1 protein-coding gene (running past one end of the window) is annotated in these 21741 nt (G+C 59.9%); it reads right to left on the bottom strand.

The genetic code is table 11. The annotated features are described in order from the left end of the window. Window positions 1-21741, bottom strand: the 5' portion of a protein-coding gene (locus ACQZAB_RS00465; protein WP_428386217.1) for a PKD domain-containing protein. It extends 21327 nt beyond the left edge of the window; the window shows 21741 of its 43068 coding nt (coding positions 1-21741); it begins with the start codon at window positions 21739-21741; its stop codon lies beyond the left edge, outside the window.

Raw genomic sequence — 21741 nt, 5'->3', positions numbered from 1 at the left:
GGTCGTTGGCAGATCGGTGGTGCCTTCGACCTCGGCGGGTGCGTAGACGACGATAGAGGGGCGTGCCGATTCGAGACCGAGCAGGTCGAGGTTGGTTGAGGTGTTCAGGATTTCGAAGTCGTAGGGTGCTTCGAAGATGAGACTGCGGCCGATCCAGTTGACGTCGACTTCGGTGAAGTTTGTGCTGGCGTTGAAGGCGGCTTGGATATGGCCGAACAGTAGTATGTCGCTGCCGAGATCGACGGCGGGGATGGTCACGGTTTCCGTGATGGCGCTGAGTCCCTTGCCGCGACGCATTTCTAGGACGACATCGGAGCTGAGAACGCCTTGGTTTCGCACTTCGCCGTCGGAGACGATGGTGGCGATGGGGCCCTTGGTCCAGGTGTCGGGTTCGATCTGGTGGAAGTGTGTGGGCGTGAGGACGCTGATGTCCTTGGCTGCGCGGAGGAGGACGGTGCTGTTTTCGCCCCAGGTTTCGAGCTCAGCGGAGCCGAAGATGAGGATGCTGCTGCTTCCGAAGTCGAAGAGGTCGTCCGGATCGTCGATGCCGGGGTCGCCGCCTTCGATCTCGATCAGGCCGCCTGCTCGGATGACGGTGCCGATTCGGACTTGCTCTTCGGCGGTGATCTGGATTTCGGTGTTCTGGGCGTCGGTGCCGAAGTCGATGAGACGGGTGCCGATGAACTGTCCTGTTTGCGCGTCGCGGATGTTTTCGAAGATGCCGCCAGCCAGGAGATGGCCTTCGACAAGTGCGTTGCGCTTGGCCTCAATGTCGATCAGGCTGAAGTCGTCGTGGGTGCTGATCTCGCTGGCTGCCTGGACCCAGACACCTGTGTCTCCACCGGCGTAGGGATGCTCGGGCGTATCGATGTTGGCGAGGTTGACGCCTGTCTTTGCGGCGATGAAGCCACCGGTCGGGATGACGTCGCCGAAGAGAGCGTCGGCGGCGGCGACCTCGTAGGTGCTGGCATCGCGTTGTGAGGCGACGGTTGCTCCGGCGTTTACGGTTGCCAGGCCGAGTTGGTCTGCGTTTTCGGAGCTCAGATCAATCTCGAAGTCGTAGAAGCTGGTGAAGCGGAGAGCGGTGCCGTCGTTGCTGACCTGGATGTCTCTGAGGTCTTCGACGTCGCGGATGGTTTCGCGGACGAGTGTGGCAAACTCTGAGAGCGTGGTCAGGCCGGCTGAAGCGGAGGCTTCGATGGTGACTTCGCCGAGGGCGTCGCCGGTGCCGTCGTTGAATCTCAGAGTGACATCGCTGCCTGCTGAGAAGTCGAAGGCTGGCGGGGCTGCGTCAGCGGTGATTTCCGCGATGGCGATGATTTCGGATGCGTTCAGATTGCCAGCACCGAGGCCGAGTTGTGAAGCATTGACCGATGTGCCTAGCACAGAGAAGGGTGTGGCACTGGTGAAGATGAGTTTGTTGTCTCGGACGGTGACTTCGATCGCACTGCCGAATTCGGCGAAGAGGGCGGCGGCCACATCGTCGCGGAGGTCGGAGATGGAGGTGTTGGTGTCGGTATCAGCGGCAGCGACGGTGAAGACGCCATCGGGCGTGCCATCGTCGTTGGTGTCGATACGGATCGTGACATCGCTGTCGAGGCGGACCTGGCTGTTGAGGTTCTCGGCGTAGCCACCGACGATCACTTCGGCTGGCGATTCGATGTTGACGATGCCGCCGACGGCGCTATCCCAGTCGACGTCTTCACGGACCAGGTTGCCTTGGGTGTCGAAGAAGAGGGAGCGATTGGCTCCGGCGAAGAGTCGGCCCATCATCTCTACGCCGCTCTGGCCGTAGATGTTGATTTCGCCTGGGGTTCCGTCCGAGGTTCGTCCGGCAGCGGTCATTCCGCCAGCGGTTGTCACGACGACGCTGACCTTGCGTTTGTCGACGTCGGCGAGTCCGTTGTTGTCCGGATCAAGACTGGCGTCGTCGAGTCCAGCTTCGCCGCCGATGATGGTGACGGTGTCGCTGGCAAGGACGCCGCTGTCGATGTAGACCTGCTCGCCCGCGGTGATGGTGGCGTGCGAGTCGGGGCCTGACCAGCGGACACCGGTGAGGCCTATCGCCCCGCCTGCGACGACGGTGCCGAGTACGTCGACGTCATTGGCTCCGGTGATGTTGACATTGCTGCCGGCATCGAAGGAGGTGATCACGGCGGTGGGCGCAATGTAGACGCTGCTGGCTTCGCCGGTTTCGAGATCGACGGTCTGTCCTCGACCAAAGATATCGATACCGTCCTGGACTTCGACGAAGGACGTGGCGAACTTCACGCGCTGCTGAGAGTCGATGAGGAGGCCGGAGTTTGCTCCACGGCCAAAGATGCTGCCCTCGATCAGGATGTCATCCGGGCCTTCGAGGCGTAGGAGGCTGTCATCGCCTAGGAAGGTAAGTTGGCCTGTGAGGTGGATGGAGGCGTTTTCGGGATCGCGTTCGTTGTAATCCTGATCGGTGCCTGCGGTGAGTTCGAGAACATCGCTAGATGTGATCGCGCCGAAGATTCTCAATTCGTGCGGGGTTTCGATGATGACATCGGCGCCAACACCGGTCAGACGCTTCACGCCGCCATCGAATGCGGCACCGGCGAGGATCTCGCCGTTGATGTAGACGGCTTCGGGAGCGCTGATCTCGACGAGCGCGTTGGCATCGGGAGCCTGGATGGAGCCGGCGATCTGTACTAGCTCGAAGAAGGTACCCGGGTTGATGGTGATGCGTGAGCCTTCGCCATTGACGAAGCTGCGGCCTTCGAGCACGACCGAGTTTCGCGTGATGACCTCGATGACCCCGCCATCGGCGTTGGTTTCGAGGGTTCCTGCGACGCCTTGGATGAAGTTATTGAGTCGTTTGGGGTCGTTGAAGGCGACATCACTCATCATGGGCGATGCGTAGTCTTCGCCGTCGCCTTGGATGTCGACCATGATGTCACCATCCGTGCGTACCCACCCGTCCACGATCATCCGGTTGCGTACGCCGAAGAGATCGAGCAGGTCACCGGTGATACCCGAGTCGGTGCCGCCGAGCTGATTGTTGATGTTCTTGCTCTTGATGTGGAGCCGGTCGGTGTTGACCGTGAAGAGGATTGGGGGCTGGCCTAGGGGGGCGATCGCTTCGACTTCACCCTCGATGAAGATCCGGTTGGCATTGAGGACCACGTCATCACGGAAGGACGAATCGCGGACACGGTCGAGCCCAGTGGACTTGACGACAGAGGCGTCCATGGCGTCACCGAAGATCATCTCGAAGGTCGGGTTGGCCTCGCCGATGTTGTCGCCGATGGTGATGAGAGAGAAGCCATCGGCGATGGCGGAGAGATCACGTGTTGAGAGGTGGACGGTATCGGTGAAGAGCGAGCCATCTTCGTCGTAGGTCGCTTCGAGACCTTCGCCGGTGAAGTTGCCGCCCACGTGGTCTGGGTAGTTGGTGAAGTCGGGGAACTCGGCCGCGATTAACGTCCAGTCGTTGCCATCGGGGTGCTCTGCGGCCGTGCCTAGGACGAAGCGTGAGGCATTGGTTGCTCGGATGATGAGGTTGCCTGTGCCGATGATGCCACCGATAGCGCGATCGGGTTCGTCGGAACGTTCATCGGGTGCTGGAAGGAAGTCAAAGTCGTCGGCGGAGAGCGAGATGTTCTGGCTGGCGGAGCGGGTGATGATGCTCCCAGAGTCGAGCGTCAGTCTTGCGTCGATACCTGCGAGTTCGACATCGATCACGCCATAGGCAGAAGAGAGGCCGATCGGGTTGAGCGGGCCGGAATCGGCGAGGTTGAGGCCGATGACCGTGAGGCTGTCGGTTTCACGGACGATGATTTCGCTGCCGCTGACCTGGCCTTCGTCACGGGTGTAGACCGTGATGCCGGCGACCGTAGTAACGAGCTCGTTCGCTGAGGCATCGACATTGAAGATGTTGTCTGCGGCGATGATCAGGTGTGAGCCGGCCCCGCGGAACTCTGGCTGGTTACGGAGGATGAAATCACCGGAGGCGATAAAGCTCATCTCGCCGCCGCCGAGCCCGTCCGCGTTGTCTCCGGAGCCCGAGGTGACATCTTGATGGATGGTGATGTTGGCCTCGTTGCCCGAGCCGGTGTCGGGGCTGTCGACGAGGATGCTGATGCGACCGTTGTTGATGGCGTTGAGTCTGGCGAGTGCGTTGACGTCGCTGACTCTGATATGCCAGTCCATGTCATTGGCGTCGATGTCGTAGGCGACGTCACCAACTGTGCTGAGCGTGCCGACGGTATCGGCATTCACATCGAAGTCGCCGAGTGCGTGTACCGTGCCTTCGAGGATGAAGTCTTCTTCGACGTCGAAGACAAAGCCGTCGCCGTCGAGATCTGAGAGAACGGTGAGGTTCTTGGCGTTGACATAGAGATCGGTCAGGCCGGTGAAGGTGCCGTTGACGCTGCTGGAATCGATCGTCAGATCGGCGGCGAGTTTCTCGGTTTCCGCGGTGTCATCGATGGTGGATTCGATGACGTTCATGGTGATTAGTTCGAGTTGATCACCGAAGCGGATGAATTGTCGCCCGCTTTCGATTTCCTGATTGTTGAGAAGGATGACGTCGTCGCCGGCAGCGTTGGGGTTGATGCCGATGAGGTTGTCGAGGGTGATCTGATCGAAGTCGTCATCGGTATCGAGGATCTCGATGATGGCATCGCCACGGTTGGAGGCCTGCGACTCCATCTCGAAGATGTAGCTGTTGGCACCGCCCGTATCTTCGATGGTGAGCGTCCCGACGGCGAGATCGCTTAGCTGAACGGTGTCGTTCCCCGTGCCGAGGATGATGTGGCTGACGTTCGGGCGGTTGATGCGTAGTTCTTCGGTCTCGGTGGTGAAGCGGATCAGGTTCTGTGTGACGCGGACGATCATGTCGTCGGAGACGCCGGAGAAGTCGAGGATGCTCGGGCCGTCGCCATCCTGGAATCGGTCTTCGCCGAAGCCGGTTTCGAAGATGTAAGTTTCGGAACCGTCGCCGCCTGAGAGCGTGTCGACGCCGTTGCCGCCATTGATCAGGTCATCGAGTGGTCCGCCAGTGAGTCGGTCGTCGCCATCGTTGCCAATGAGTGTGTTGACCCCGGACCCGCCGGTCAGGGTGTCATCGCCGGCCCCGCCTGTGAGTTCGACGTTGCCGGTGGCGTTGGAGGCGATAAGTCGGTCATCGCCGTCACCGCCGGTCATGATGGCGGCGGCGTTGGCAGCAGTCAGTCGGTCATCGCCGTCGCCGCCGTGGAACTCGACATCGACGCCGGAGAGCCCGCTCGCATCGAAGACGTCGTTACCGGCACCGCCATCCGCGATGATCTTGCTGAAGCTGCCGTCGTAGGTCTGTGTCCAGTCGTTGAAGGTAACGGTGATGGTGGAGCTGTTGCCGGTGACGGTAAAGTTCTCGCCGCCGTCTTCAGTGTCCAGGTAGAGGCGGTCGGCGGCGCGTTTGCCGGTGTTGAGGATGAGGGTGTCGCCAGAGATGGCGGCCAGGATGGGCTCGACCTTGGGTGCGTTGTATTCGAGTTCGAAGAGCGTGATGTCTGCGATGGTCCAGTCGACGACTCGCGACATGATCTTGCCGACGAAGGGGATGGAGATGCCGACATCGACGAAGGCGTAGGCCTCGAAGAAGGCTCGGGCCGAGAGATTGACGAGGTTGGCGAAGCCGCCGGGCGCACCGTTGCCGGTGTACTCCCACATGGTCGCGAATTCGGAGAATCGGATTCGGCCGTCATCGACGACATCCTGCAGGTCGAGACCTGCTTCGAAGCCGATGACACCGCCGATGCCTGCTTCGACCAGCAGCAGCCAGAGGGCGGCCTCGATGCCGATTTCGGCGCTGAAGCCGAATTCATCCTTCTCCTGTCCCTGGTTGGGGCCGCTGAGTGCGTAGTCGGCAACGAAGAAGCCGTCGAAAGCCTGCCACGGGTTGCCGGTTTCGATAGCTCGTTTGATGCCGAAGGTGTCGTAGCCGAAGCCGAGATCGGCGAAGACCTCAAAGGAGCCGACGGCGGAGACGACGATCTGGATCGGGCCGAGTGGGATCTGAGCGATCTGCTGGCTGAAACGCATGCCCCACGCAAGATATGGCAGCTCGTAGGTGAAGAGGATGGCGTCGCCGCCGGTGAGCAGCGAAGCCCAGTTGCCGATGTCGGTGATGTACTCGATGACCTGGAAGCCGCTGCGATCGGTGACCGTGCTGCCGGAGCTGAAGCCGCTGTTGGCGGGTGTGCCGCCGGCGCCGCCAAGGGCGATGCTGTCGAGCAGCGATTGGAGCCCCGCTGGTATGGCGGATTCCGCTTGTCTCGATTCGACGCGTGTGGTGCCGAGGCCGGTGATATCGCCGAGTAGGATCCGGCCATCGGTGCCGAGCAGGGCGTTGACCTGCGAGACGACGTCGAGCATGGCATCGACGGCGTAGAAGAATTCTGCGGGGATCTCGGGGTTGCCGGTCAGATCGGCGACGAAGTTGATCAGGCCGAGCAGGTTGGGGTCATCGATGAAGAGATCGAGACCGGGGATCGGTTCGAGGAGCACATCGACGACGGGTTCGAAGGGATTGAGGACGTCGGCGATGTTCTGTGTGATCGGTTTGAGGACGTCGCTGACGAACGAGCCGATCTCTATGCCGAAGTTGTAGAGGCCGATCTCAGGATCTGAAGTGCCTTCGGAGAGTGTCCAGCTCCAGTCGAGCACGAAGTCGGCGACGAGTCTTGGCAGGCCTTCAACGCCATCGAGTTCGAGGCCGAGTTCAAGGTTAAGTTCGGCTTCAACACCCATGTCGAGTTCGAAGACCTGATCGATGGGTGAGGAGAGGAGGTGATTGAGGGTGAGCCGGCCGGTGTTGCTGTCGCCCATGGCATCGATGGCGAGGAATCCGAAGACGCCGCTTGGCTGGAACCCTTGTTTGGCTGGGTCGCGATCGGTATCGGTGGCGGTGACCTTGAAGAAGAGCAGCGTGCCGGCGGCGCTGAATGGTGTGACCGTGGTGTTGTCGAGTGGTTTGCCGTCGAGGAAGGCACCGATTTCGACTTCGAGCTCGGGGTCGCCAGCGGCGTTCTTGTCGTTGGTGCTGAGGTAGAAGCCGTCATTGAGGCTGAGGCCCATGCCGAAGTCGAAGCTCCAGTCCATGCCGACAGCGAAGCCGCCATCGACGTCGAGTCCGAAGCCTGGGAGATCGATCTGGAGCGGGATATCGACGCCGGTGCCGAAGACGGTTCCGCCTAGGGCCATGTCGAATTGGATAGCGTCGGTATCGACACCGATGGTGAATCCGCCGGGTGGAACGGCGACGCCGTCGCCCAGGAAGTTGCCGGAGCTGTCGTAGACGAATCCGGATTCGGGTACGGGCTCGCCGAGGATCCAGTCCTTGACGAGGTTGCCATCGATGTCGTACCAGCCGACGGCGATGTCTTCGATAGCGACGGAGCCGTCGTTGTTGTTGTCGAGGAGGATGTTGAGCCCGGATGGCCCGAAGGCATCCCACATTGCTTCACGGATGAAGTCGATGGCCTGGCCGGGACCGTTGAGTCGATCACGCAGGTCCTGGAGAAGGCCGGTGCGTATGTCACGGATGAAGGTGGCGGCTTCGCCGAGTTCATCGCCGATGAGGGGCAGGTCTTGCGAGAAGCCTGAGCCGAGTATTTCCTGAACACCGCCGAGCGCGAGATCGACGCCATCTAGGATGTACGTCGGATCGTTGAGGATGCCGAGCAGTCCGAAGTCGCCGCCGAGGGCGTTGCGGAGATCGGGGAACGTGAGAACGACCGGGTCTTGAGCACCGGCGGCGCTATCGCCTGTGAGGTGGAGGAAGAGCTGTTCGAGACCGTCGCTGCCGTAGAACGGATTGGTGGCGACGGAAAGCGGCTGACCGAGCGAGAGTCCGAAGACTTCGAGGGGTAGTTCGACGGCGAAGCCGCCGACGATGTTGTAATCGAGGTTGTCGCCGAGGTTTTCATCACCGATGACGAAGCGTCCGTCATCGATGGCAGCGCCACCAGTTTGGTCGATGAAGACGCTAAATGAGGCTTCATCATCGGTGAGAGGATCACCGTCGCCATCGAGGACCGCGAAGCCGTCTGCAACCCCGATATCGAACGGGTTGATGGTTAGGTCGAGGTCATCGGCGAGTAGCTTGGTGTTGAACGACAGGCGTGTGCCGGTGTCGTCGGCGGTGTTGCCTGCGGTGCCGTTGTCGTCGTAGTCGACGAGGAAGAATTCGAGGCCGTTGAGGCCTTGGGTATCGACTTCGCTGAAATCAATACCGAACTGCAGCACCGCGTCGACGCCGGCTTGCAGCATGACCTGGCCATTGGCATCGACGAGGCTGTTGATCCCTTCTAGTTCCGATGCTCCGGAGGTGCCGGATAGATCTTTGAACCCTCCAAGATCGAAGGCGAAGGGCAGCATTTCTTCGTAGGCAAGCGGCTGCCAAGCCAGGTCGATCCGGAGGGTTTCGCCATCGAGGAAGAGATCGAGGGCGTTGTCGGGGATACCGAGTGCTTCTTCGAGGAGTGATTCAACGTCCTGTAGAACGCCGGCCGGGTTGTTGGCGGCCTCTTCGAGTCGTTCGGTGATGTCGGAGATGAAGTCGAGACCGTCTTCGAGCGAGCGGTTTACAACGGGGATAGGCTGGCGGTAGAAGGGCACATCGGTCAGTGCCTGATCGACGAGGTCGATGCCTTGTCGGATCATCTGGAGGATGCTGGCAAAGTCGAGATCGGTGAAGTTAAAGGCGTCGCCGAGGTCTGGCAGGACGATGACGACACGGTCGAGGTCCTTGAGGGCGGTTAGCTCGGCCGCGGTCTTTTCTCCGGCCTTGAAGACTTCGGTGCCGGTCTGATTAACGAGGCTGGGGATGCTGATCGAGATTTCCTGGCCCGCGAGGGCGGCCTCGTTGAGGCCTGGGATCGCGCCATCGACCGCGAAGCTCTTGAGGGCTGCTTCGGCGTAGCCGTCGAAGTTGAGTACCAGGTTGTCGAACAGTGAACCCGTGAGCAGGTCCGCGAGTTCGAAGGTGCGGTCATCGGTGGTTTCGAGGTTGCCGTCCTGGTCGAGGGTTGCGCTGGCTTCTGCGAAGAGATGGATCCCGCTTCCGCTGCCGGCTCCGCCAGCGGTCAGGCCGAGGAAGCCGAGCTTGGCGGCCATCTCGAGGTCTTCAACGTCGAACCAGGCGCGGCCGGCAACGTGGGCGTTCTCGACGAGGATCGTCAGGCCTTCGGTCCCGGTGAGTCCATCGAGGTCGATGACCCAGTCGATACCGGCTTCGATCTCTGCGAGCAGGTCGGCGGTGGCGGTCGTGCTGAGTTCGAGGACCCCGCCTAGGTCGATCCCGAGGTCTAGCGGGATGCCTTCGAGGCCGAAACGGTCGTAGACGAAGGTCGAGACGGTGGTCTGATCGATCAGGCCGAGATCGATGAGATCGTGGAGGTCGAAGCCCTCCATCGAGATATCACCGATGCTTAGTGAGCCCAGGGTCATATCGCCGCGGCCAACAAGCCCTTCGCTGATGAGATCGGCGAGGGCGATGGAGACGGGCGAGTCGGCGGCGAGCAGGTCGCCGAGTGTGACTTCACCGGCAATGACGATGGGCTCGCCATCGAGTGCGTTCTCTGCGATGAGTTCAGCTGCTTCGAGCGCAGCGACGGTGATGCTCGTGGCATCGTTGAACTCGCTGCGTCCGACGAAGCCCATTTCGAGAAGCTCGGTGAGCGAGAAACGCGTGAGATCGATGAGGTCTTGGAGATCGACGGTTTCTGCATCGGAAGCGATGGCGGTGATATCGCCGTTGCGGTCGTAGAGCGTGACGCCAAGCGTTTGGAGCTCGTTGATGTTGAGCTGGCGTGAATCAACGAGATCGATGTAAGAGACGCGGCGCTCGATGAGCGGCAGCGTCAGATCGGACGGGACGAGCAGGTCGGCGTCGATGAGATCGAGTAGAGAAACACGGACAACGTCTGTGGCAATCAGGTCCTCAACTGCGATCTGTCCGGCTGTCACCAGCCCCGATCCTGTGAGGGCGCCGGCTTCGATGAGGTTGAGTGTTTCGAGATCGGCGACGGTGATATCGGTGCCGTCGAAGGCATGGCCGGGGACGAGTTCCCAGCGGACGAGCTCGCGGAAACCGATGAGCGTCAGCGACAGCATGTTGTCGAGCAGGACGCCCTTGTCGATCACGGTGGCGGGGTCGAGCGCACCGATGTCCAACAGGTTGGCGAAGGAGGCCTCGCCTTGTTGTTGCAGGTCGCGGAGGCCGAAGTCAGCGAGATTGAAATCGAAGAGCGATGGCAGCCGGAGGGTCTTGGTGACCGGATCGAATTCGATGTTTGCGTCTTCCGGGAGGATGCCGGCCTTAGTGAACTCTTCGATGAAGTCCTGGACGGTACTGATGCGCTCGAAGTCGATCTTGGAGAGGACCTGATCAGCGAAGACGGAAGCGAAGTCGAGCACATCACCGAGCGTCTTGTCGGTAAAGGGGATTTCGGTGGAGAGGAAATCGGCATTGCTGAATTCCTCGAGCCAGTTGATCGTTCCCTGGATCATCGCGATCAGGTGGCCGATGCTGAAATCGCTGAAGTCGACGATCTTGTCCAGGTTTTCAGAGGTGAAACGCAGCGGGTCGGCGCCTGCGGCCGTCGGGAAGATGGCACCCGAAAGGCCAACGCGCGGGATGTCGTTGTTCGAGGTCGATCCGAGATCAACGCCGGCTAGCTGGGCAAAGAGTGGCAGATCGATCTGCAGATTGTTCTTGGCGTCGAGTTCGGGCGTGAGGCGGAAGGCGAGGTCGCCTGCTTCGAAGAGCAGGTCGGTACGTGCGAGCTCGGCCATATTGTTGAATGACAACCGGCCGGCAAGGTCGAGGCTTGCCGAGCCCTTTTCGCCCACGGGGCCTTCCTGGCCGACGGTGAGGTCGAGAGGCCCGAAGGTCGCGCCGGCGAAGATATCGTTGGCATCGGCATCGATGGTGAAGTCGTAGTGATCGAGTACGAAGCTGGCATCCGGGCTGCCTGGCGTGCTCCAGTCGATGGTGAGGGTGGCGAGGAGGTCCTGGAAGATGTTGAGTTCGAGATCGGCTTCTGCTTCAAACTCAAGTCCGAGGTTCTCGGCTTCGGCTCCTAGATCGAGACCGACTGTGCGGGTAAAGGGGGCATCCGCGGCGAAGGTGATCTCAACGGCATCGGTGCCGATGAGTTGCCAGCTGAAGCCGCCGCCGCTGCCGCCAAGCGTTGGCAGCCAGTTATCCTGAAGGTACTGGAGCAGGCCGCCGATGGTGGGTTGCGGGGTGCCGGCATCCTCGCCGTACCAGTTGGTTCTCGGATCGGAGGTCCCGCCGGGGACGTAGCCGAGCGGGATGGTCGGATCGCGGTCGAAGGTGCCGGTGCCGTCTAACTCGGGGCGGAGGTAGTGCTTGATGTACTGCCCGAGGTTGAGCAGGTTGTCGAGTCCCAGGACACGGGCGATCGAGGTATCGGTGCCGGCGATGGATTCGTCGAGGAAGCTCCCTGTTCCCGGTACAGGTTGGCCTTGCGCGTCGTACTGGACAATGAGTTCGTCCCGCAGAGTGTTGATGCCGTCACCGAGTTCATCGAAGGCGATGTAAGCGAGGTTGTTCAGGACACCGGTGAGGCCGCTTAGATCGAAGGTGAAGCCGGGATCGAGTTGGTTGTCATAGAAGTCGGAGTCGGAGAAGTTGACGAAACCGACCGAGGTGCCCAGCAGGGTGAGCGGCAGGTTGATAGAAGCGCTGTTGGTCAGCGGGCTGCCGTCACCACGTTCGGTTGGATCGAACTGGAAATTGCCAGAGCCGTCGGTAAAGACACGCCCGCCGAGATCGATATCAACGGTGCCGTTGTTCACGGCGACGGTGCTTAGGCCATTGTAGTCAAGGGAAGCGCTGAAGCTCGACGTATCGAATGAGCCATCGAAGGTGAACTCATTGAAGTTGAAGTCGACGTCGCCGGTGTTGAGGTTGACGCCGAAATCGAGATCGAGCAACGCGTTGAAGGCTGCATTGAAGTCAAGATCGCCCGTGAGTGCCAGGCCGGTGTTACCCAGCTCCGTGGCGAGATCCCACATGAGGTCCTTGTTGAAGGTGTAGGGTGCGTTGACTTCGAGGCCGAGTTGATCGCCTGAGCTCGTGACGGTGATGAAGCCACCGCCGAGCGAAGCAGCGATGCCCGGTAGGGTTGGGACCCAGTGATTGGTCAGGTAGGTGGCGAGGCCATTGAAGACGTCGTTTGCCGAGATGCTGCCATCGGCGACGGAGCCTGAACCGATCCAGGTGACGGTCTTGAGGTATTCGAGGACGTAGGTATCGATGTCGAGGAAGGCTTCGACACCTTGTTTGGTGGTGACGCCGGCGAGACCGTTGTCGTTGCCCGCGCCGAAGAGGTCGTCGATGGTCTGGTTGGTGCCTGGGATGCTCTGCGTGAAGAGATCTGCGTCGAGCAGTTCTTGCTTGAGGCCGGCGATGAGTGTCGCGAGTTGCTCGAGCAGTGTCCTGATCTGGCTGTTGGCCAGGTCGCCAAGAGCGCCAGCGATATCCGGAGCGTCAACCAGGATTGGTGCATGTGGTCCTGGCGCTGGGTCTGCAAGGTTGGCGATGTGCAGAACGATCTGGCGGAGGCCGTCGTTGCTGATGAGCTCCCCGCCAAGGCCGGTAGTCTTGTAGAGCGGGTTGGTTCTGATGTGGAGCGGTTCGCCGGGGAAGTCAACCACTGCGCCGAAGATGTCGATCTCTAGTGGCATCAGGATTTCGAACCCGCCATTCACCGCGACCAGGACGTTGTCGCCAATCAAGGTTTCGTCGAAGCGGTAGAGGCCGTCGTCGATCACGCCCGTGCCGGGTTGCTGATCGAGCTCGAAGACGACGGTGACAAAGTCAGAGCGGTCGTTCGCGTCGAGCAGTTCCGGGTTGGTGGTGACGTCGCCATCGGCGTCGAGTGTGATGTCGGCGTTGACGGTCGAGACACCTACGGAGTCGAGGACGCCGAAGTTGAGATTGAGGTCTTCGCCTAAGACTTTGAAGCCGGCTTCCAGGCGCGTGCCTTGCTCTAGGCCGTTATCCCAATCGTAAAGGAAGACATCGACGGGCTGGTCGATCGCGCGTGGGCCGAGGTCCACGCCGGCATCGACCTGGAGCTCGGCGAAGCCGGAGAGCGTGATATCGCCGCTGCCCTCGAGTGCCAGGAGTTGATCGATCCCGCCGAGTTCCGTGGTCACACCCGAGAAGACCGATGAGAGGGCTGAGAGGTCGAAATCAAAGGGCAGATTCTGGCTGAAGTCTTCGATGAGATTCAGGCGAAGACGAAGTACGTTACCTTCCATGAAGACGCTGAAGACGTCGCTATCGGCTTCGATGTCGAGTCCCAGAGCCTCCATGACCAGACCGACGAGCTTCTGCACATCGTTTTCGGGGTTGTAGAGTTCGCGTTGGACGTCGGTGACGGCGTCATCGATGTCGTTGATGAGTTCGAGCAGTTCGCCCGGCGACTTGTTGATGACCGGAATCTTGAGGTCTTTGGTGGCTTCGAAGAGCGGGGACTTCGGGTCGGTGGCCCAGAAGGGCAGTTGCGAAAGTCCTTCACTGACGTAGTCCCGAGCACGCAGGAGCATCGACATGAGGTCTTCGATGCGCAGCAGTTCGTGGAAGCGGAAGATGCCCGGGATGTCGTTGAGGGCGAGGGTGTAGTAACCCTCGCCCTTGGCTGCATCCAGATCGGAGACGGTCAGGATGACCGAAGCACCGTGGCCGACGGGTATCCCGCCGATGCCGGTGTTGACCTTGATGCCTCTTAATGCGGCCTCCGCTGAGCCGTTGGTATCACCAACCAGATAGGCATCGATATCAGCGCTTGTCAGATTGTCGAGCGAAACAAGACGGTCATCGGTGGTCGCGGCGTTGCCGTCATTGTCGGCGACGACGGTGCGTGTAATATCAACGCTGATGCGGCTATCAAGACCGGAGACGTCTGCCAGGGTCACGCCGATGAAGCCAAGGCGTGCAGCGACATCAAGATCAATGACATCGAAAACAAGCTGCGCTGAAGCGCTGGCGTCATCGAGTAGCCAGACGACACCGCTGGTGCCGTCGAGTCCATCCAGATCGATGACGATGTCGAAGCCGGCTGATGCGATGGCCTGCAGGTCGGCGACGGCTCGTGTGGCCATTCCGACGAGCTCGAGGCCGAAGTCGCCGGAAAGTTCAATCTCCCGGTCGTTGAGATTGAAGTAGTTGACGTCGTGTCCGTTGACGTCGGTCCAGTCGATGAGTCCGAGTCTTGCGAGGTCAGCAACATCGACGAGGACGCCTCCATCTCCGCCTAAGACCGGAGTGTCGAGCAGGGCGTCGAGATCAACCTCGCCTTGGTCGTCGACAAGATCCGAGGCAAGCAGACGAGCCAGGTCTAGCGGGGAGAGTTCGAGAATGTCGTAATCGACGGCTCGGAGGTCATCTAGTTGGTTGCGGTCGATTAGCGGATCGGTGATCAGCCCGGCGGCATTCATTTCGATGAGGTCGGCGAGGGCTAATGCATCGACCGCTGTGGGATCCACGCTTTTCCACAGCAGGCCGTTATTAATCAGCTGACTCTGGGTCAGCACCACCCCGGCTGCAGCGGCAAAGCCTGGGCTGAGGAGTGTTCGGTAATCGACGGCGGTTGTCAGCAGGCCTTGGATGTCAAGGTCTTCGAAGCTGATCAGGTCCGCGATGACGGCTGCCTGCGCGTTAACGGTTGGGTCCGTAAACCCGGCTGTGGTGAGCTGCGGGTCTGTTACCAGGCCTGTTGCGATCAGGTCGGCACGCGGGATGTCTGCGGTTGCAAAGCCTTGTTTGAGCAGGTCTGCAAGCGTGATCAGGCTGGAGCCTGTGTCGCCTGGGTTCTGCAGGGCTGCGAGTAGTGATGTCAAACCGATGTTGGTGAAGCTGTTGATATCGACCGCGGATTGAGAGACAAGGCCGGCAGCAACCAGCTGGGTGTCTGTGACCAGGTTGAGCTTGAGCAGTTGTTCGGGATCGATGGTCGAGGGCAGGACCCCGCCATCGATCAGGTTCTGAACCGTTACGAGGCTGGCCGTGACAAGATCAGCGAGGTCGACTTCGTGATCGAAAAGACCGTTGTCGATGAGCTGCTGTTCGGTCGGCGCGCCTCCGGGGAGGACTGCATTGACGAGGTCATCGACAAAGATGCTGTCATCGACGAGTTCGAGGAGGGTGATGATCTCTGACCGGAGAAGAGCGTCGAGATCGATATCAGTCTTGGTGAGACCCTCGGATTCAAGCTGCGAAACGGTAACAAGGCCGTTGTCTACGAGGTCCTGGCTCGCGACTCTCCCGCTGCGGTGGTCGATGCTCTGGGTTAATAGCTGATCGATCGTGACCAATCCGGATACAAGCAGTGCATCGAGCTGGATGGTCTCGCCGAGTAATCCTGCGGCGAGAAGCTCTGATTCGGTGGTCAGACCCGAAGCGATCAGATCGGACTTGGGCAGTATGCCGATGCCGTCGAGCTGCTCAGCGGTAACGATGCCCAGATCGAGATATTCATCGAGTGTGTCGAGCTGGGTTAGCGGTAAAGCGCCTGTCTCGCCAAGTGCCTTGAGCGCGATGGTTGTGGGTGTGAGCTCGGAGGCGAGAATCAGATCGGCGTCGATCAGGTCATTCGCGGTGACGAGACCGTTCGTGACGAGGTCGTCTTTATCAACCGATGCAAGTGCATCCAGATGATCGGGTGTTGCGACACCTGCGATGGCGAGTTCCAGCAGGCCGGCGAGGTCTTCGCTGAGGATGCTGTTAAGGCCATTGAGACGTACCAGATCGTCTTCGGCTCCGGTGATGACGCCTGCTGCTTCCAGCAAGGCGCGGTCGAGTGCGTTCTTATCGAGGAAATCATCGACGTCTCGTGAGGTCACCTCGGCGTTGAGGTCAGCGCTTGAGATCACACCGTCGGTGACCAGGGCCTCGAGCGCGACGATGCCGGCATCGACAAGGGCCAGGAGTGAAACGGCCCCGGCATCAACCAGACTGCGGTTATCGAGGTCGATGCTGGTGAGTGCGGTGTTGGACGTGATGGTGGCGACCGGGATGCTGACGTCCTGGAAGTTCTCCTGGCCGATCAGTCCCTGGCCGACAAGATCGGCGAGGCTGCCGAAGTTATTGATGATCAGGTCTGCGGCGGTGACCAAGCCGGCCTGCACTAGCGGCACGAGACTGAAGACCTCAGCAACCTCGTGCAGGAAGACAGACCGTTGGCTGACAAAGTTGAGCAGGTCGCCTTCCTGGAACAGGTCGGAGTGCTCGAGATCAACGATATCCAGCTGCATCGCTGGATCGATGAGGTCGGCATCCGAGAGCAGGCTGTTCTGGATCAGCGAGGCCAGCGAAACCGAAGGCAGCGTCTCCAGGAGGTCGTAGAGCCCGATGGTCGGTCCGCGATCGTCAGGTACATCGACGGCGTAGGTGGCTTCGATGGTGGCGGCATCGAGACTGATGTCATTAAAGTCGAAGCGATCTACGAACTCTGCGGTGACGTACTCGTCGAGCGTTTTGTCGAAGAGGATCGAGCCGAGCAGGCCATCCAGTGCGGTCGTGCCGAGCCGGACGATGTCGTTGAACTCTCCGTCTTCGAAGAGTCGCTCGCCTAGGAGCATGGTGGCTTCTAGAGCGGTCTGTTCGAAACTCTTGTTGATGAAGTCGCGGACGGAGAGCACACCCGTTTCGACCAGGCTGGCCAGGCTGAGATTCGGGTCGGCCAGCATGTCTGAGATCAAGACGCGTTCGGAGACGCCACGCTCGTCGGTGATCAGGCCCTGATCATTGAGGTATTTGAGCCCGACGACGTTCGACGCCATCAGGAAATCGAGCGCTATAGTCTGGTCTGGGGCAAGATCGGCTGCTGTGACCAAACCGGCATCGACCAGGTTTCGCAGTCGGACGATGCTGTCGTCGTAGAGATCGTTGAGGCCGATGAGCTGTGCGTTGACGAGCGCATCGATCGTCACGAAGTTGGCGGCCAGGAGCGGTTCGATATCGACGTTGTTGCCCGCAATTTGACCCGCAGCGGCCAGCGCGTTGTTAGCGAGGATGCTAACGCTCTGGAGCGCCTCTGCCGTTAGCGTGGTGGTGGTGAGCTGGCTATCGGTGACAAGTCCAGCGGCGAGCATGTCCGCGAGTGAGACAAGGCTGAGCTCAAGCAGGTGCAGGGTTTCGACATGCCGTTCTTCGGGGCTCAGACCGTCCTGTAGGAGACTGTGGTCGTCCAACGCCGAGGGTGCAACGAGGCCAGAGGCAAGCAGGTCGTTCTCCGAAACCTGATGGCCCGCGAGGTTGAAGTCGGTGACAGATAGAAGTCCTTCACGGACCAGGTCGGTGAGATCGGCCAGCCCACCGGTCGTCAATGATGTGATTGTGACCAGGCCTTGGCTGTCGATAAGGCCTTCCAGTAGCTGCGTCTCGATGACCTTGCTGTTTAGTAGTTGGATCCGATCGACTTCGCCGAGAAGAAACAGATCATCCAGGAGAACCGGGCCCAGGTCAGCAAGGTCATTGACGGAGACTAGACCTAGATCGACCAGTTTCTTGAGACTGACATCAGCGCGATCGAGCAGGCCCTCGATGGTTGCGCTGCTGCCTGCCACGATGAAGCCGTCGTCGGTGATCTGTTGAACGACTTGATCCGTGAAAGCGAATCCATCGATATCGATGGGCGTGAGATCGTTGAGATTCGCCCGATCGAGCAGGCCAAGATCGTTGACCTGCTGCATGGTTAGCAGGTCTTGATTGATCGTCGTGGGCAGCCCTCGTCGCCTTAGCACACTCTCGTCAATGACCCGGCTGTCGAGCAGGGCGGTTCGGTCAATGGTCCCGAGAGGCGGGAGGATGTCTTGGGTGACCATCTGGAAGTAGACCAGGTCGCTGAGCTCGACGGGGAAGGTTGTCAGCAGGTCATCGAGATCGATGATGGAGCCGGGACCGATGATGCCGCCTGTGGAACTGATGCGGTTGAACAGAACGGTCGCTTCGGTTGCCAGATCGGATGAGCGGATCACATCGAGAGCAACCTGTGCGGGCAGGATGACGTTGTTGTTGGCGAGCGCGAGCAGGTCAGTGAGCCCGCTATCGAGAAGATCCTTGATATCTAGTGCATCGCGGAGGATGTTCTCGGCATCGAGCAAGGCCGCGGAGACGAGCGAGGAGAGGTCTGCGATCCCGTTAGAGAGAACCTGATCGGCACTGGCCCAGAGTCCATCGACTAGGGCTGATGCGTCCAGGATCGCGTCATCTACCAGGCCCCTGAGATCGATCAAGCCTGCGTTTAGTAGGTCACGGACGTCGAGCAGGGTGGTGGTGACGTCGCCGGTGTTGATGAGGCCGGCATCCAGCAGGTCGAGAAGATCAACGAAATCACCTGCAACCAGATCCCGGAGTGCGACCGAGCCCGCATCGGCGAGCTCATTGAAATCGATCTGGAACGCCGTCAGCAGCCCAGCATTGATCAGATCGGCTTCGGGAATGGTTCTGAGTTCATCAAAATCATCAAGCGCGATTAAGCCGGTATCGATGAGCTGTCTGAGAGAGATGCTGGTGCTGGTCAGTATGTCTGAGACTGCGACGGCCGCATCGGTCTGGAAGTCATCGAGATCGATGATGCCAGCATCGAGCAGATCGGTCAGGCTGGCGGTGGTCTGATCGAGCAGGTCGGTGAGGGTGATCCGGACGTTGTCGGTGACGTCGTTGGCTGTGAGTAATCCCTGATCTACGAGTTGTTGAAGCGTGACGACGCCGCTGCTAAGAAGCTGATCGAGGGCGAGTGAATCGATCGCCAGGTCCGCGACGCCAATGAGCTCGGCAGCGATGAGGTCTGTGAAGGCCTGGGCATCTGCGGCAAAGGCGGCTGTTAGATCTACGAGGTCGATGCTCTGAATCAGCGACGAGAGGTCCAGCCCGAAATCGGCGATGTTGGTGGCGAGAAGATTGATCTCCTGGATAAAGCCGAGATTGCCGGCGATCGAGCCGTAGGTAACGAGGTCGGCCTCAACCAGGTCGGCAAGCGTGACGAGCCCGCTATCGATCAGGGCATCGAGGTCAACCTGATCCGAGCCATCCACGAGGTTGTTCGCTGCCAGTCCGGCGGCGCCGATCAGTCCGGCATCGATGATGACCTGCTGATCGATGAGTCCCCAGTCGGCGACATCTTCGGGATCAAGCAGCCCCAGACCGACCATGCCTGCGACATCGATGTAGCCGTTATCTAGGAGGTCATCAGGATCAACGAAATCACCGACCTGGATGAGGCCTTCCTGGATCATGCGATCGATGTTGATCAGGCCGAGCGTGCTCAGATCTGCTAGATCGAGGGTGTGTAGGTCAACGCTGAAGTCGACCGGGATCGTCAATTGTCTTGAGGCCGGATCGAAGCTGACCTGCTCGCCTTCAGCCAGTGCTCCGACGCGCGCGAGTTCGGCAGCGAAGTCTTGCAGCGACTGGATTCGGCTCCAGTCGATCTTCTTCAGGATCGCGGCGTCAAACGCCGGGCCGAGGTCAACTACCTCAGCAAGAGTGGCGTCGATAAAGGGCACTTCGACGTTGAAGGCTTCGGACTGCTTGAGTGCTCCGAGCCAGTCATCACGAAGGGCTTCGAGCTGATCGCGGAGATCGTTAACCGTCAGATCGTTGAACGCGAGCAGGTCGTTGGTGTTCTGAGCAGTGAATGAGATGGCTGGATTGCGTTGTCCGACGATGGTGAAGTAGTTGCCGCCTGCAGTGATCCTGCTGTCGAGACCTTGTGTGACGTCACTCCCGGCCAGCCAGGCATAGAGCGGCAGATCGAGGCTCAGGGTGCTCAATGGTGAGCGAGCCGGATCGTAAACCACCGAAAAATCTGTGCCTTGCTCGACGTCCACATAGATGCCCAGGTCGATCGAACCTCGATCAAAGCGAGGATGACCGGCAGACACTTCGAGGGCACCGACTTTGAAGGGAATAACGACCTCGGTGCTCGAGGCCACCGCATCGAACTCGAGCTGGTTGAGGCTGTAGCTGAAGGACGTGTCGTTTTCTGAGAAATTGAACGTCAGCTGGAGTTCAAAACGTGTCGTGATGTCGACGGGGATATCAACAAAGGCAGGGCCGACGCCCTGAGGGGTTTCGCTGACACCTAATGGCAGGCTCTTCTGGTAGGTCACGCCGGCGCTGGCATCAATCGTCAGAGTGACACCAGTGACCTGTCCATCTTCGGTTGCAAACGCGAGATTGAGTGGGATGCCGGCTGCCTGTCCACCGAGCAGCCTCGGGAACCAGTGATCTTCGAGATGGGTGAGTAGTCCTTGAATCGTCGGTGTCTGATCGATACCGACAGGGCTGGGGTTATCTGAGGGCAGATCGGTGGCCGGATTGAGGAAGGGGTGCAAGTAGGCGTCGATGTAGTCGCCGATGCTGAGATAGGCCGTGAGATCGAACAGCTCATCGAGCGAGACATCAGTGCCAGCAAGCTTCTGGCCGCTAAGCTCCGGCATGCTGGTGAGCAGGTCGTTTTCTAGCCGTTGAGCCTCAGCGGCAAGATTTGCGAGCGAATCGGCCATGCGGTTGGTAACCGCATTGCTATCGAAGGGCGTCTCGATACCGGTATCAGTAAAGATCAGCGCCCCAGAGGTGGAAGCCAGACTGACAAGCGTTGATGCTTCACCCACCGAGCTTGTAAGACGGGTGGCGATGACCTCGGCTACGTCTTCGCCATCAACCTCTACCGAGCGGAAAACAAAATCACCGGTTAGTGTTTCGCCTAGGGCAGTGAGGTCACCCGTGGTGTGAATCTCGACTTCGACCGGGGCCGTACCGAAGAGGTCGGTGGCCGAAACCAAGATGGATGAACCAGCATCGATTTGTGCCGAGAAATCAGGCTGGCTCAGACTACCCGTACCGGGCAACGCCATCGTGACGAAGCCGTCATCTGGAGTGAGGTTGAAGGCCGCATGGATCGGGATGACCCCATTTGCGATGGTGTCGAGGGTGTTTTCGTTGATTCGGCCACCGGTCAAGATGGTCCGGTCAACGCTGGCATCGACAGATGCCAAGGCCTGCAGGCTTCCATTGGTGATGGGCACGCTATCCAGCCCGCCGGTGAAGGTGGTGCCGAAATTAAGGCCGGTCAGATCGGCAGAGGCTTCAACCGTGAAATCATCGATCTCAACGAAAAAGCTGTTGTTGGCCGCCAGACCGAAGACGAAGTCAAGCGCTAGCGTCCCGGTGATATCGGCCTGAGCACCCGGTGCGAAATCAAAGCCGAGCAGTGCCTCGTCGGCCACATCGAGTGCGACGGCATCGGTTCTGGATGCTGTGAGGGATACGTCGAAGAAGAAGCCGTTCGTATAGCTCGCTACGACGCTTAGGCCGAAGTCGAATCCACCAACCGTAACGCCATCGAAGGTGAGCAACTCGCTGGCGATGTCACCTTGCTCAATGGCCAGACTACCTGCTGTGCTCAGCAAGCCATCCAATCCCGTTTCGATCTCAGCGATGGCGCCGCCAAAGTCCGCTAGTTCACCCATCGAGGTTTCGATGAGCGGGATGGTGGTTCCTAATTCACCAGCGGCTTCGAGCAGGTTGAACGTCTGTGTCAGGTCGTCGAGTCCGGACTGGAGGGTGGCCGCCTGCCCGACCGTAATCGTTGTGCTGGCGTCGGCCTCTTCGGTTAGCAGCGACCAGCTAGGCGTGTCGCCGGACAGCAGGAGTCTTGGTTCCAGACTCTCAAATCGAGAACCGGGCAC

The organism is Mucisphaera sp., from assembly GCF_965279675.1.
Lineage (GTDB): Bacteria > Planctomycetota > Phycisphaerae > Phycisphaerales > Phycisphaeraceae > Mucisphaera.
The sequence above is the reverse complement of the archived record's forward strand: the minus strand, read 5'-3'. Positions and strand labels throughout refer to the sequence as shown.